Below are 13,705 nucleotides of genomic sequence, written 5' to 3'. Positions count from 1 at the left end.
GACCGACCGCCGCTACCTCACTGCACCACGCGATAACACGGCACATACGCCGCGCCGCCCGGCAGTTTCATGCGGTGCTGGGCCACGAATGCCTTCAATAGCTCATCCAGCGGTTTCATGATCGCCGGGTCGCCGTGGATCTCATACGGGCCGTTCTCTTCGATCAGGCGAATGCCCTTGTCCTTGACGTTACCCGCCACGATCCCCGAAAACGCCCGGCGCAGGTTGGCCGCCAGTTCGTGGGGGGGCAAGCTGTGGTTCAGCTGCAGGCTGGCCATGTTTTCGTGGGTGGGGTCGAACGGGCGCTGGAAGCCTTCGTCGATCTTCAGCAGCCAGTTGAAGTGAAACGCGTCGTTACGCTCGCGGCGGAATTGCTTCACGTCCTTGAGCCCGGTGGTCATCTGGCGAGCCACTTCGGCCGGGTCGTCGATGATGATCTGGTAGTGCTGCTGCGCCGCTTCGCCCAGGGTGGCGCCGACGAACGCATGCAATTGTTCCAGGTAGGGTGCGGCGTGTTTCGGCCCGGTGAGAACCACCGGAAACGGCAGGTCGCGATTGTCCGGGTGCATCAGGATGCCCAGCAGGTACAGGAACTCTTCGGCGGTGCCGGCGCCGCCCGGGAAGATGATGATGCCGTGGCCGACGCGTACGAAGGCTTCCAGGCGTTTCTCGATGTCCGGCAGGATCACCAGCTCATTGACGATGGGGTTCGGCGCTTCGGCGGCGATGATGCCCGGCTCGGTCAAGCCCAGGTAACGGCCATTGGTGATGCGTTGTTTGGCGTGGGAAATGGTCGCGCCCTTCATCGGGCCTTTCATCACGCCGGGGCCGCAGCCGGTGCACACGTCAAGGCTGCGCAGGCCCAGTTCGTGCCCGACTTTCTTGGTGTATTTGTATTCTTCGGTGTTGATCGAGTGCCCGCCCCAGCACACCACGATCTTAGGCTCCACACCCGGGCGCAGCGTGCGGGCGTTGCGCAGCAGGTGGAACACGTAGTCGGTGATGCCCTGGGAGTTGCTCAGGTCGATGCGCTGGCTGTCCAGCTCATTCTCGGTGTAGACGATGTCGCGCAGGGCGCTGAACAACATCTCTCGGGTGCTGGCGATCATTTCGCCATCGACGAAGGCATCGGCCGGGGCGTTGAGCAACTCCAGGCGCACGCCGCGGTCCTGCTGGTGAATACGCACTTCGAAGTCTTTGTAGGCGTCGAGGATGGTCTTGGCGTTATCGATGTGGGCGCCGGTGTTGAGAATGGCCAGGGCGCACTGGCGGAACAGGGTGTAGATGCTGCCGCTGCCGGCTTCACTCAGTTGCTGGACTTCACGTTGTGACAGGGTTTCGAGGCTGCCCTTGGGGCTGACGGAGGCGTTGATGACTTGACGTTGGGGCATTCTGATTCCTTGAAAGCATAGCCACCGCGCTCACTGAGTTGCGATGGCCTGAGAATGGTGGGCGCCGTTTACGGTCGCACGAGACGGTTATTTACCTCAGGCCAGAGGCCAAGCGCAAACACCGTCCAGCACCATCATGCCGCAGAACTTACTCAATCAGCTTCCAGTTTTTGTAGAAAACCCGACGCAGGGTAAAGACCAGGCCGGCAAAGCCCGCGATCACGGCGTTGAGCACCGAGGGCAGCGGGGTCGGCCGCACGATGTCGATGAACAGGCAGTAGCGTTTGGCGTCGTTCTTGTTGAAGGATGCGTGCATCAAGGTGTCATCGAAGATAAACAAAGGGTCGTCGTGCCAGTAGTGCTTGTGCTCGCCCACCTGGATATACACCCCCTCGTGATGCGGCGCCGGCGCCATGTTGTAGAGCACGCGGAACATCATGCGCAGGGGGCCGAAGTGGAAGGAGGTGGACCGGTTTTCGTTGAACACCGAGACACCGATTGTCTTCACGAAGGGCAATTTCTTGCGCAACTGCGGAATATCCAGGGTGGTCTCGATCGGGCGGCCGTACCACTGGAAAAACAACATGCCGCGTTTCTTCTCGGCCATGCGCTCGTCCAGGTAGCCGATGATTTCATCCTTGTGAGCCATGGCATCGTCGATCACGTGTTGCAGGTCTTCGCGCCAGGCGGGTGGCAGGTCGTGCATCGTGTAGACATGGCGGTTGCGGCTGCTCAGCAGGTCGAGCAGGGTGTTGAAGGGGGCGAGCACCCAGGTATTGCGGCCGTTGCCGATGAAGTATTTCTTGAGGGTGGCGCGGTCATAGAGGCCGTTGCGCAGGAAATCATAAATACCGCACAGCACCACCAGCAGCAGGAATACCAGGCAGGTACGCGGGAAACAGTCGATCAACAGCAGCACGCCGACTACCCAGGCCAGGGACACCAGCTTTTTGCCGACAGCACTTTTGCTCATGGAACACGGCTCCAATATTGAAACATAATGAAACAATATCGTCATGATAAGGGTTTATAGAGCCGCGAGGGGTTATTAAATAGGGCGAAATTGTGAAGCCCTTGCACAATTTGTAACCGTTGCCGCGCCCCCTCTGAGGGTTTGTGGATTGAATTTTGAGAACAGAAGATTTGCGACTATCGTGACGCTTCGGTTTTTTGGACGTCATAGACCGGTACGATTGAAGTTGAATGGCCACCATTGGCCTTCGGCACCTTGGAAGAGGCAGAAATTTTTATGATCATCAAACCGCGGGTTCGTGGCTTTATCTGTGTGACCGCCCACCCTGTTGGCTGTGAAGCGAACGTCAAAGAGCAGATCGACTACGTAACCAAGAATGGCGTAATCGAAGGCGGCCCCAAGAAGGTGTTGGTCCTCGGTGCCTCCACCGGTTACGGCCTGGCCGCGCGCATCAGCGCCGCGTTTGGCTGCGGCGCCGATACCCTGGGCGTGTTTTTTGAGAAAGAAGGCGAAGAAGGCAAGCTGAGCTCCGCCGGCTGGTACAACAGCGCGGCGTTCGAGAAGTTTGCCGTGGAAAAAGGCCTGTACGCCAAGAGCATCAACGGCGACGCGTTCTCGGACGAGATCAAGCGCCTGACCATCGACACCATCAAGAAAGACCTGGGCAAGATCGACCTGGTGGTCTACAGCCTGGCCGCGCCACGCCGTACCGACCCGCAAGGCGTGGTGCACAACTCCACCCTCAAGCCAATCGGCAAGGCCGTGACCCTGCGCGGTATCAACACCGACAAGGGCGTAGTGGTAGACACCACTCTTGAGCCTGCAACCCAGGAAGAAATCGACGGCACCGTGAAGGTCATGGGCGGCGAAGACTGGCAGCTGTGGATTGACGCCCTGCGTGACGCCGACGTACTGGCCGAAGGCGCCAAGACCACTGCGTTCACCTACCTCGGTGAGAAGCTGACCCAGGATATCTACTGGAACGGTTCCATCGGCGAAGCCAAGAAAGACCTGGACAAGAAAGTCCTGACCCTGCGCGAAAACCTTGCTGCGCTCAAGGGCGATGCCCGCGTCTCGGTGCTCAAGGCCGTGGTCACCCAGGCCAGCTCGGCGATCCCGATCATGCCGCTGTACCTGTCGCTGCTGTTCAAGGTGATGAAAGAGCAGGGCACCCACGAAGGCTGCATCGAGCAGGTCTACGGCCTGTTCAAGGACAGCCTGTACGGTAAAGAGCCTAAGCTCGACGCCGATGGCCGCCTGCGCGCCGACCTCGCTGAGCTGGAACCGAAGGTGCAGGACGCCGTGGCTGCGCTGTGGAACCAGGTTACCGACGACAACGTCAACGAGATCAGCGATTTTGCTGGGTACAAGGCTGAGTTCCTGCGCTTGTTCGGCTTTGAAGTCGATGGTGTGGATTACGATGCGGACGTGAACCCGACCGTCAAGATCAACGGCCTGATCCAAGCCTAAGGCCTAATGCAGACCTAAAATGTGGGAGGGGGCTTGCTCCCGATAGCGGTGTACCAGTCCATATCTTCAGTGACTGACACATTGCAATCGGGGGCAAGCCCCCTCCCACATTTGATTTGTGTTACGCATTCTTTTTGGGAACCGTCCTACCTACCATTGCGTTCCCACGACCGCCCTCAATCTGCCAGACTCCTTCGGCTATCAAGTCACGCTAACGGAGGATCTGATGACGATTCGTGCAGTAGTTTTTGATTTCGGCGGTGTCCTGTTCGACTGGAGCCCGCAGCACCTGTACCGCAAGCTGATTGCCGACGATGCAGAACGGCAGTGGTTCCTCGATAACATCTGCACCCAGGCCTGGAACACCGAGCAAGATGCTGGTCGTACCCTGGCTGAAGCCACCCGCATCCTGATTGACCAACACCCCGATCACCACACCTTGATCCAGGCTTATTACGAGCGCTGGCACGAGATGCTGCGCGGTGAGTTGCCCGAAGGCGTGGCGATGCTCGAGGCGTTGCACCAAGCCAATGTGCCGTTGTTCGGCCTCACCAACTGGTCGGCTGAAACTTTCCCTTATGCCCGGGCCAATTACCCGTTCCTGCAGCGTTTTCGCAACATCGTCGTGTCCGGCGAATTGAAGTTGATCAAGCCTGACCCGGCGATCTACCACGCCAGCCTTGAGCAGGTTCGTGCCCATCTGCCGGATATCCAGCCGAGTGAAGTGGTGTTTATCGACGATGTCGAAGGCAATATCGACGCGGCTGTCGCCTTGGGCTGGCAGGGTATCCACCATGTGTCGGCCGATCGTACCGCTGCGCGTTTGCGCGAGTTGGGCGTGGCCTTCTAGGGCGCCCATTTCTCCATGGCGAAGTCGACGAACGCCCGCAGCTTGGGCAGGCGATAGCGGTCCTGGCGATACAGCAGGTGCATGGGGCGGCTGGGTAGTTTATAGGTGGTTAGCAAGGCCACCAGCTTGCCGTTCTCCAGGTCCGGTTGCACCAGGGCATCGGCCAGCATGATGATGCCCATGCCGTTGATGGCCGCCTGGCGCAAGCCTTGCGAGCTGTTGATGGTCAATGAGCCGCCAACCGGGACTTCCACTTGGCCTTCATCCCCGGTCATGCGCCAGAGTTTATCGGTGTCGCGCCAGTTGTCATTCGCGGGGTAGGCGAACGCGAGGCAATCGTGCTGCTGCAGGTCATCTGGCGTCTGCGGCGTACCCCGTCGCGCCAGGTACGCAGGTGACGCGCACAGCGTGAGGGTGTAGGGCTGCATGGGCCTGGCGATCACGCTGGATGTTGCCAGTTCGCCCAGGCGGATCGCCACGTCGAAGCCGCTGTCTACGAGGTCCATCCGCTCATTGCTCAGCACCACGTACAGGTCGATAAGCGGGTAGCGCTGGGAAAACTCGCTTAGGGCCGGCACCAGGCGTTCGGTGCCGAACACGGGCGGCGCAGTGATACGCAGGCTGCCTTTGGGGGTGTCGCTGTGGATCTGTTCGGCCATTAGCTCGGAGTCGGCCACCAGCCCCAATACCTCCAGACAGCGCTGATAATACTGCGCGCCAAATTCCGTAAGGTTCTGTTTGCGCGTAGTGCGTTTGAGCAGGCTGACGCCCAGCCGTTGCTCCAGGGCACGCAAATGGTTGCCCACCATGGTGGTCGACATCCCGCATTCGTGGGCGGCGGCGGTCATGCTGCCAGTCTCGACGACTTTCACGTACACCGACATTGCCTGGAACAAGTCCATTATCAACCCCTGGTTTAAAGTCATTGCAGGAATTCAGAGTTTATCCAGCAAGGGTGGTTAACGATACTGAAACCATCCCAACGATGCACTGGAGCCACCCCCATGACCGCCGCCTGCCTGATGAGCACCTATCAACCCTTGGCCCTGAGCTTCAGTCGTGGCCTGGGCACGCGCTTGTGGGACCAGCAAGGCCGTGAATACCTGGATGCAGTTGCCGGCGTGGCAGTGACCAATGTCGGTCATTCCCATCCCAGGCTGGTAGCGGCCATCAGTGAACAGGCCGGCCTGCTGCTGCACACGTCCAACCTCTACAGCATCGACTGGCAACAGCGGCTTGCCCTGCGCCTGGCCCAACTGTCCGGGCTGGACCGTGCGTTTTTCAACAACTCCGGCGCCGAGGCCAACGAGACGGCGCTGAAGCTGGCGCGCTTGCATGGCTGGAAAAAAGGCATTGAACAGCCGCTGGTGGTGGTGATGGAGAACGCCTTTCACGGCCGCACGCTTGGCACCATGGCCGCCAGCGACGGGCCGTCGGTGCGCCTGGGGTTTCAGCGCCTGCCCGGAGACTTCATTAAGGTTGGCTTTGGCGATATGGCCGCCTTGGAGGCGGTTACCCGGCAATACGGCACGCGCATCGCGGCGGTGCTGCTCGAGCCGATCCAGGGTGAAAGTGGTGTGCTGGTGGCCCCACCGGGTTACCTCAAAGCCCTGCGCGACCACTGCACGCGCAACGGCTGGTTGATGATGCTCGACGAAATCCCACGGGAAAGCCTCGCTGCCCTGCCGAGGCCACGCATCGGCGTGCCCATCGGCGCCTGCCTGGCTCGGGCCGCCGTTGCCGAGCTGTTCACGCCAGGCAGCCATGGCAGCACCTTTGGCGGCAACCCACTGGCCTGTCGCGTGGGCTGTACCGTGCTGGAGATTATTGAACAGCAAGGTTTGCTACAGAACGCGGCACACCAGGGTGAATACCTGCTGGCGCGGTTGCACATGGAATTGGACGAGCACCCGCAGGTACGGGCGATTCGCGGCAAGGGCTTGATGATCGGGATCGAACTGGCCGGCCCTTACCGCGACCTGGCGCAACGTGCCGCCCAGGAGCATGGGTTGTTGATTAACGTCACGCGGGGCAAGATTATTCGCCTGTTGCCGCCGCTGACTTTGCAGCGCCAGGAAGTAGAAATGATTGTGCGGGCCATCACCCGCTTATTGGGTTGAAATACGATCAAAGTGTGGGAGGGGGCTTGCTCCCGATAGCAGTGGTTCAGCCACTGGAGATATCGACTGATACACCGCTATCGGGAGCAAGCCCCCTCCCACAGTGGTTCTGTGTAGGGTTCAGAGGGTGGGGCCATTCAGCCATTCCTGATTCATGGTCTGTGTATCCCCCAGATACTCCAGCAACCACGCCATGGCCGGCGAAAGCTTGCTCTGCGCCCAGGCGACACATGATGGGCTGGCCGGGAACGGTCGACTTAATTGCAGCGCCACCAACTCGCCCTTTTCGATCCACGGCAACACCTGATGGGCCGGGGCCATGCCCACACACAGGCCATCGCGCAGGCAATCGAGCGCCGAAGCCCAATTGGGCACCACCAGGCGGCGCTGGTTATCCAGGGTCCAGGTGTCGCGCTTGGGCAGGTTGCGCGAGGTGTCGGTCATGCACAGTGAGGCGAAGGGGCGCAGTTGGTCATCACTGAGCAAACCTTCCACCGTCGCCAACGGGTGCCGCGTACTGACCACGCACAACCAGTTCAACAGGCCCATGTCGCGGAAGCTAAAGTGGCTGGACACCGGTACCGCGCTGGTGGCGCCGATCACGATGTCGGTGCGCTCATCGGCCAGTGCATCCCACACGCCGTTGTACACTTCGTATTCGAGCAGCAGTTCCACTTCGGGAAATTGCCGATAGAAATCCAGCACCAGTTGGCGGCAACGCTGGGGTTTGACGATGGAGTCCACGGCCACCTTCAACTGGCCACTCCAGCCATTGGCCACCTGTTGGCACAAGCGCCGGGTGCCAAGCATTTTTTTCATCACGCCGCGGGCTTCGTCGATAAACAGGCGGCCGGCGGGCGTCAGCTCTACGTCGCGATGCCTGCGCACAAACAAAGGCACGGCCAGCCATTCCTCAAGCTGACGTACCGTGTAGCTGATGGCCGACGGCACGCGGTGCAGTTCCTGGGCAGCGGCGCTGAAGCTGCCGTGGCGGGCCACCGCATCGACCACATCCAGAGAATATTCAGACCACATGGCGATTGCCTTCAAAATTATTGATAAGAGCATCCAATTATTATCGCTTCACACACACATTGTCAGCTTCATAATAGGCGCCAGTCAGCAAATAGTTTGATGGCAGTATCTACAAGGCTTCGATGAAAAATTCTTTTGGTTTTACCTGGTACCTGGCGGGGCTGAGCATGCTTGGCTATCTCGCCATGGACATGTACTTGCCGGCGTTTGGCGCCATGGGCGAGCAGTTACAGATTGGCGCCGGCGCGGTGGGTGCCAGCTTGAGCATTTTTCTCGCCGGCTTTGCGGTGGGGCAGTTGGTGTGGGGGCCGTTGTCGGACCGCCTTGGGCGCAAGCCGATCCTGCTCACCGGCCTGAGCCTGTTTGTGCTCGGGTGCCTGGGTATGTTCTGGGTCGAGACCGCGCCGCAACTGCTGGCCCTGCGCTTTATCCAGGCGATTGGCGTATGTGCTGCCGCCGTAAGCTGGCAGGCCTTGGTGATCGATCGCTACCCGGCCGACAAGGCCCACCGCGTATTCGCCAGCATCATGCCGTTGATGTCGCTTTCACCCGCCCTGGCGCCCCTGTTAGGCGCCTTGGTGTTGAATCACTTTGGCTGGCAGGCGATCTTCGGCGTGTTGCTGGTGGTGTCGCTGTTGCTGCTGTTGCCGACGCTGTTCCTGCGCAGCCTGCCCAAGCGTCTTGAGCAGGAGGGTGCTCCCACGCGCCTCGGTTATGGGCAGTTGCTCACCTCTAAAGTGTTTACCGGCAACGTGATGATCTTCGCTGCCTGCTCAGCTAGCTTCTTCGCCTGGCTTACGGCCTCGCCGTTCATCCTGGGGGGCATGGGCTACAGCCCGAATGACATCGGCCTCAGCTATGTGTTGCCGACCCTGGCGTTTCTCGTTGGTGGCTATAGTTGTCGCAGCGCCCTGCAACACCTGTCGGGCAAAGCCCTGTTGCCGTGGCTGCTGGCTGCGTATTGCTTGAGCATGGTGGCGTTGTACCTGGTAGCCACCCTGAGCGTGCCGACCCTGACCACCTTGCTGATTCCGTTCTGTCTGATGGCGCTGTGCAACGGCGCCAGCTACCCGATTGTGGTGGCGAATGCGCTGATGCCGTTTGCAGAAAACTCCGGCAAGGCAGCGGCACTGCAAAACACCCTGCAACTGGGACTGTGCTTCCTGGCCAGCTTGTTGGTGTCGTCGATGATCGAGCAACCGCTGATGATTACGGTGATTGTGATGTTGGCGACGGCGCCGTTGGCGGTGTTGGGGTATTGGCTGGCGCGGCCGAAAGCAGATTGCTCCGAGCTGGCAACTGATCTGAAGTGACAATGTGGTCAAATGTGGGAGGGAGCAAGCCCCCTCCCACATTGGTCCTGAGTTTACTCAGTTAGAACGTCACTTCCATGTTCAGGGTGGGTGTTGAGGTGCGGGTTCCCCGCCCCCCGTCCACACCGAATTTGTTATGCCAGTATTCATAGCCCACCCCCAGGTACAGGTTCGGCTTGACGCTTTTCCCCGGCCGTACCGCCATCATCAGAGCCGTACGCATCAGCGCTTCTGGCGCGGTATCGCGGCCATGGTAGTCCTCGCCTTTCTCCCCGACATAATTGATAAACCCCTGGAACTTCGCCGCATGGTTGCCGACCTCGAAAGGGCGCATCCAGGTCAGGTTGAGCATGTAGCTGTCGTCGAACGTATGGTTTGACTCGCGCGCGCCGGGGATGCCGGTGTGGTTCCTTTCCTTGTAGTACATCAGGCTCAGGTCCAGTACGCCGACGGTGTTGAACTTCAAGGTCGGGCCGATCACCAGGGCGCGCTTTTTGGCTGACGCGAAGTTGTTGTTGCGGTTGGCGTCAAAACCCAGGGTCAGCGCGTAATCCTTGACCAGGCCAGTGCCCGGCGGCAGATCGAACACCCGCGAGGCATACAGTTGGTGCCGGTACACGGCGTACACCTCACTGCCGCCGTGGTCGGTGCCCTTGCGTGGGTCGCGGCTGTCGGACAGGAACACATCCAGGTTGAGGAAGTTACTGCCATAGCGGTAGCCGCTGGCGTGGGTAAAGCTGTAGATGCGCTTGCTGAAATCGTCGGGGTTGTTTGGGTTGGTGAAGTGCTGGCCGTAGCGAAAACCTACGCTGTTGTTCATCCATTCCACCGCGACAGCCTCGCCGCCGCCGAGAAGGGTCAATGCAACGGTGGCGCCCTGTAGTGCCTTTTTCATTATTGTTGGTCCTTTGGCGTTCTGGCTCATGACGGCCGGATTATTTTTGTAACGCCGCGGGAGGGTATCTTGTTCGATTGATTGTATACAACTCTATGGACATACAGTCTTAATATTGCATACAGTGAGCGCACAACAAAAACAGAGAACCTCTCACCATGACTATCCCGAAGGCGTCACCGCAGCGGCCCGAAGACGAGAATCTGGGCGTCGCCGCCAACATGGCTTACGGCCTGCAGCATGTGCTCACCATGTACGGCGGCATCGTCGCCGTACCGTTGATCGTCGGCCAGGCAGCCGGGCTGTCGCCTGCGGATATCGGCCTGTTGATCGCGGCATCGCTGTTTGCCGGTGGCCTGGCCACCTTGTTGCAAACCCTTGGCCTGCCGTTCTTCGGCTGTCAGTTGCCGCTGGTGCAGGGCGTGTCGTTCGCGGGCGTGGCCACCATGGTGGCGATTGTCGGCAGTGACGGTGCGGGAGGGATCCCGGCGATTCTTGGCGCAGTCATGGCCGCTTCGTTGATCGGCCTGTTGATCACCCCGGTGTTCTCGCGAATTACCAAGTTTTTCCCGCCGCTGGTGACCGGCATTGTGATCACCACCATCGGCCTGACCCTGATGCCCGTGGCGGCGCGTTGGGCCATGGGTGGCAATAGCCGCGCGGCGGATTTCGGCAGCATGTCGAATATCGGCCTGGCCGCATTGACCCTGGTGTTGGTGCTGTTGTTGAGCAAAATCGGCAGCGCAACCATCTCGCGCTTGTCGATCCTGCTGGCGATGGTGATTGGCACGGTGATCGCGGTGCTGCTCGGCATGGCTGACTTCTCCGGCGTGACCCAGGGGCCGATGTTCGGCTTCCCCACACCTTTCCATTTCGGCATGCCGACCTTTCATGTGGCAGCGATCATTTCCATGTGCATCGTGGTGATGGTGACCCTGGTGGAAACCTCGGCGGATATCCTGGCGGTGGGTGAAATCATCGACACCAAGGTGGATTCCAAGCGCCTGGGCAATGGCCTGCGTGCGGATATGTTGTCGAGTATGTTTGCACCGATCTTCGGTTCCTTCACCCAAAGCGCGTTCGCCCAGAACGTTGGCCTGGTGGCGGTGACTGGAGTGAAGAGCCGATTTGTGGTGGCTACCGGCGGGGTGTTCCTGGTGGTGCTTGGCCTGTTGCCGTTCATGGGCCGGGTGATCGCCGCAGTGCCAACCTCGGTGCTGGGCGGTGCAGGCATTGTGTTGTTTGGCACGGTGGCGGCCAGTGGTATTCGCACGCTGTCCAAGGTGGATTACCGCAACAACATGAACCTGATCATCGTGGCCACGTCCATTGGCTTCGGCATGATCCCAATTGCCGCGCCGAGCTTCTATGATCACTTTCCAAGCTGGTTCGCGACCATCTTCCATTCGGGCATCAGTTCGTCGGCGATCATGGCGATCCTGCTGAACCTGGCCTTCAACCACTTCACCGCCGGTAACTCGGACCAGCAGTCAGTGTTTGTGGCAGGGACTGAGCGCAGTTTGTGCTTCCGCGATGTGGCCGCGTTGCGTGACGGGGATTACTACAGGGGCGGGAAGTTGTTTGATGCAGAGGGCAAGGAGATTCCCCTGGTAGCGGATACCTCAAAGAAAACCGCAAAACCCGAAACCACAGAGGTCTAAAAATGTGGGAGGGGGCTTGCTCCCGATAGCAGTGTGTCAGCCACTGAAGATATTGACTGATACACCGTCATCGGGAGCAAGCCCCCTCCCACATTGGAATCTAGCCAGCCTTGCGGGCTGTGTGCGGGACTGAACACACCTCATCCAGAAACTTCACCACCGTCCCCATGCACGCCTGGCGTTCTTCCACATGGGGCATGTGGCTGGAGTCTTCAAACAATGCCCAGCGCACGTCTGCGATTTCATCCAGGAACGGCTTGACCACCAACGGCGTGGCCTCGTCATGTCGGCCGGAAATCACCAGGGTCGGCACCTTGATTGCCGCGAGGCGACCGTTCACGTTCCAGTCCTTCAAGCTACCGATTACGTGGAATTCGGTCGGACCGCTCATGGCGTGGTACACCGTCGGGTCTGCATCGACCTGGGCGAAGGTGCGCGCCACTTCTTCCGGCCAGGGTTTGACGCGGCACACGTGCTGATCATAGAAAACCCGCGAGGCGGCCAGGTATTCCGGATCTTGATAGGTGCCGGCCTGTTCGTGCTTGAGCAGGGTTTCATGCACGCCCTCAGGCAACAACTTGCGCAGGCGGTTGGCTTCGCTGACCCAGGTGCGCATGCAGGTCGGTGAGTTGGCGGGAATAAACGCGCGCAGGCCCTTGGGCTGCAGGATCGCGTGTTCGCTGCCCAGCATGCCGCCCCAGGATTGGCCGAGGATCGCGTAGTTATCGCTGATCTGCAGGTGGTCCAGCAGGTTATTCAACTCGTCGAGGAACAGGCTGATGGTCCAGAACGATGGGTCTTTATCCGGCAAGTGCGTGGAGCGGCCATTGCCCAACTGATCGTAGTGAATCACCGCGTGGCCGCTGGCGGCGACGTCCTTGAAGGCATCGACGTAATCGTGGGTGCAGCCCGGGCCGCCATGGATGATCACCAACGGCGTACGGCCTGTGGTCAGGTCGCCCGTGACGCGGTACCAGGTCTGATAGGCGCCAAAGGGCGCGTAGCCTTCGCGAACTTTTTCGATGAATTCCATTTCGTGCCCCGCTCTGAAAAAAGGATCAGGGCTACGATAGTCTGAACAAAAAGTTTAGGTAACTAGCAAAACAGCTAGGTTTTTCCGGTGGGTCAACCTTCCAGCAGACGGTAATGGGTGGCTCGCACCACCGCCTGTACGCGGTTCTTGGCCCCCAGTTTGTGCATGGCCGAGGCCAGGTGCAGGGTGACCACCGCCAGGGAACGACTCAATTGCGTGGCAATTTCGGCAGCGGTCAGGCCGTCGGCGGCCCATTTGAGGCATTCGCGTTCGCGCTTGGTCAGGTGGATATGCGGGTAGGCCCTTAGCTCCTTGCTGAACAACGGGTAGGCCGCTTCCTGCAAGGCATGGGTAATCAGGCTGAAATCGGCCAACGTATGTTGTGCGTCCTTCAATACCGTGCGCGCCTTGCCGGTGCGCAACCCGGTCAGCGACGCGAAGCCGCCCCGGGGCAGGTGAATAGGGACGCTGACGCCACAGGTCAACTCACGTTCGTGCAAGTAAGAGGATACGGGCGCGTGGCACGGGTCGATGATCTTCTGCAGCGCCGTCTCTGTCTTCTCCTCATAGGACCAGACAAATGGCGATACCGTGCTCAACGCCAGGTGCTGCACCGGGTCGATCTGGTAGAACCCTTCGCTGCACCACAAGGCATGCCAGTCCGGCGGTGTGTTGCGCAGCTGCAACACCGAGGGCGTGATGAGCGTGCCATTGAGGTCGATGGGCACCGGCGTGTAGTCATACACCAATGCATCGAAGCCCAGTTGTTGGGCCAGGATAAACGTATTGTCCATTTGTTCATCCAGGCTCCTGCCTGGCATGAGGCGATTATTGAAGGCGGTCAGCTTGGCCAGCATCCGTTCTGCTCCCGAATTCATTTGAATCTCGACTTGCGGCAAGTAGAATGCCACGCCCCGGCGAAGGACTGCCAGGCCAAACCTATAAGAAATACTAGGTTATGGAC

General features: G+C 59.7%; 12 protein-coding genes. 5 read left to right on the top strand and 7 right to left on the bottom strand.

The window, feature by feature from the left end; all coding sequences use genetic code 11:
- Positions 1 to 17: 17 nt before the first annotated feature.
- Together ppnN and NMB39_RS20845 are read right to left on the bottom strand one after the other, a co-directional pair.
- Positions 18 to 1,391 carry a nucleotide 5'-monophosphate nucleosidase PpnN gene (gene ppnN / locus NMB39_RS20850; protein ID WP_056846390.1) on the bottom strand — a complete coding sequence of 458 codons (1,374 nt, stop codon included), beginning with the start codon at positions 1,389 to 1,391 and terminating at the stop codon, positions 18 to 20.
- 148 nt (positions 1,392 to 1,539) lie between these two features.
- On the bottom strand, positions 1,540 to 2,364 hold the full coding sequence (locus NMB39_RS20845; protein WP_494340125.1) for an aspartyl/asparaginyl beta-hydroxylase domain-containing protein: 825 nt from the start codon (positions 2,362 to 2,364) through the stop codon (positions 1,540 to 1,542).
- A gap of 276 nt (positions 2,365 to 2,640) precedes the next feature.
- Here NMB39_RS20845 and fabV point away from each other — a divergent pair, with 276 nt between their 5' ends.
- Together fabV and NMB39_RS20835 are read left to right on the top strand one after the other, a co-directional pair.
- Positions 2,641 to 3,834: an enoyl-ACP reductase FabV gene (gene fabV, locus NMB39_RS20840; protein WP_032881058.1), complete on the top strand. Its 1,194-nt coding sequence runs from the start codon at positions 2,641 to 2,643 to the stop codon at positions 3,832 to 3,834.
- A 226-nt stretch (positions 3,835 to 4,060) separates the two neighbouring features.
- Complete coding sequence (locus tag NMB39_RS20835; protein ID WP_057022118.1) at positions 4,061 to 4,684, top strand: HAD family hydrolase; 624 nt, start codon at positions 4,061 to 4,063, stop codon at positions 4,682 to 4,684.
- On the opposite strand, the gene NMB39_RS20830 is transcribed toward NMB39_RS20835, so the two are convergent.
- Positions 4,681 to 5,586, bottom strand: coding sequence for a LysR family transcriptional regulator (locus NMB39_RS20830; RefSeq protein WP_057022119.1), 906 nt, complete (start codon positions 5,584 to 5,586; stop codon positions 4,681 to 4,683). The genes NMB39_RS20835 and NMB39_RS20830 overlap by 4 nt on opposite strands.
- A gap of 102 nt (positions 5,587 to 5,688) precedes the next feature.
- On the opposite strand from NMB39_RS20830, the gene NMB39_RS20825 reads away from it, so the two are divergent.
- Positions 5,689 to 6,804, top strand: coding sequence for an aspartate aminotransferase family protein (locus NMB39_RS20825; protein WP_494343363.1), 1,116 nt, complete (start codon positions 5,689 to 5,691; stop codon positions 6,802 to 6,804).
- A gap of 120 nt (positions 6,805 to 6,924) precedes the next feature.
- Here NMB39_RS20825 and punR read toward each other — a convergent pair whose 3' ends face one another.
- Positions 6,925 to 7,839: a DNA-binding transcriptional activator PunR gene (gene punR / locus NMB39_RS20820; protein WP_494340126.1), complete on the bottom strand. Its 915-nt coding sequence runs from the start codon at positions 7,837 to 7,839 to the stop codon at positions 6,925 to 6,927.
- Between the two features lie 122 nt (positions 7,840 to 7,961).
- On the opposite strand from punR, the gene punC reads away from it, so the two are divergent.
- Positions 7,962 to 9,152 carry a purine nucleoside transporter PunC gene (punC, locus tag NMB39_RS20815; RefSeq protein ID WP_057022122.1) on the top strand — a complete coding sequence of 397 codons (1,191 nt, stop codon included), beginning with the start codon at positions 7,962 to 7,964 and terminating at the stop codon, positions 9,150 to 9,152.
- Positions 9,153 to 9,213: 61 nt separating this feature from the next.
- Here punC and NMB39_RS20810 read toward each other — a convergent pair whose 3' ends face one another.
- Positions 9,214 to 10,047, bottom strand: a complete 834-nt coding sequence (locus NMB39_RS20810; protein ID WP_494340127.1) for a nucleoside-binding protein — start codon at positions 10,045 to 10,047, stop codon at positions 9,214 to 9,216.
- A gap of 158 nt (positions 10,048 to 10,205) precedes the next feature.
- On the opposite strand from NMB39_RS20810, the gene NMB39_RS20805 reads away from it, so the two are divergent.
- Entirely contained in the window at positions 10,206 to 11,708 is a 1,503-nt protein-coding gene (locus NMB39_RS20805) for a nucleobase:cation symporter-2 family protein (RefSeq protein ID WP_046071529.1), read from the top strand.
- Between the two features lie 100 nt (positions 11,709 to 11,808).
- Here the strand turns inward: NMB39_RS20805 and NMB39_RS20800 are convergent, their stop codons facing one another.
- Together NMB39_RS20800 and NMB39_RS20795 are read right to left on the bottom strand one after the other, a co-directional pair.
- Positions 11,809 to 12,741 carry a proline iminopeptidase-family hydrolase gene (locus NMB39_RS20800; protein WP_057022124.1) on the bottom strand — a complete coding sequence of 311 codons (933 nt, stop codon included), beginning with the start codon at positions 12,739 to 12,741 and terminating at the stop codon, positions 11,809 to 11,811.
- Positions 12,742 to 12,833: 92 nt separating this feature from the next.
- On the bottom strand, positions 12,834 to 13,598 hold the full coding sequence (locus NMB39_RS20795; protein WP_057022125.1) for a LuxR family transcriptional regulator: 765 nt from the start codon (positions 13,596 to 13,598) through the stop codon (positions 12,834 to 12,836).
- Positions 13,599 to 13,705 lie beyond the last annotated feature (107 nt).

The sequence above is a fragment of the Pseudomonas sp. FBCC-B545 genome (assembly GCF_059134095.1).
Note: the sequence above shows the minus strand (reverse complement) of the source record. Positions and strands in the feature narration are given on the sequence as shown.

Coding starts and splice junctions, on each gene's coding strand:
- ppnN (WP_056846390.1), bottom strand. CDS start 1,391: ATGCCCCAACGTCAAGTCATCAACGCCTCCGTCAGCCCCAAGGGCAGC.
- NMB39_RS20845 (WP_494340125.1), bottom strand. CDS start 2,364: ATGAGCAAAAGTGCTGTCGGCAAAAAGCTGGTGTCCCTGGCCTGGGTA.
- fabV (WP_032881058.1), top strand. CDS start 2,641: ATGATCATCAAACCGCGGGTTCGTGGCTTTATCTGTGTGACCGCCCAC.
- NMB39_RS20835 (WP_057022118.1), top strand. CDS start 4,061: ATGACGATTCGTGCAGTAGTTTTTGATTTCGGCGGTGTCCTGTTCGAC.
- NMB39_RS20830 (WP_057022119.1), bottom strand. CDS start 5,586: ATGGACTTGTTCCAGGCAATGTCGGTGTACGTGAAAGTCGTCGAGACT.
- NMB39_RS20825 (WP_494343363.1), top strand. CDS start 5,689: ATGACCGCCGCCTGCCTGATGAGCACCTATCAACCCTTGGCCCTGAGC.
- punR (WP_494340126.1), bottom strand. CDS start 7,839: ATGTGGTCTGAATATTCTCTGGATGTGGTCGATGCGGTGGCCCGCCAC.
- punC (WP_057022122.1), top strand. CDS start 7,962: ATGAAAAATTCTTTTGGTTTTACCTGGTACCTGGCGGGGCTGAGCATG.
- NMB39_RS20810 (WP_494340127.1), bottom strand. CDS start 10,047: ATGAAAAAGGCACTACAGGGCGCCACCGTTGCATTGACCCTTCTCGGC.
- NMB39_RS20805 (WP_046071529.1), top strand. CDS start 10,206: ATGACTATCCCGAAGGCGTCACCGCAGCGGCCCGAAGACGAGAATCTG.
- NMB39_RS20800 (WP_057022124.1), bottom strand. CDS start 12,741: ATGGAATTCATCGAAAAAGTTCGCGAAGGCTACGCGCCCTTTGGCGCC.
- NMB39_RS20795 (WP_057022125.1), bottom strand. CDS start 13,598: ATGCTGGCCAAGCTGACCGCCTTCAATAATCGCCTCATGCCAGGCAGG.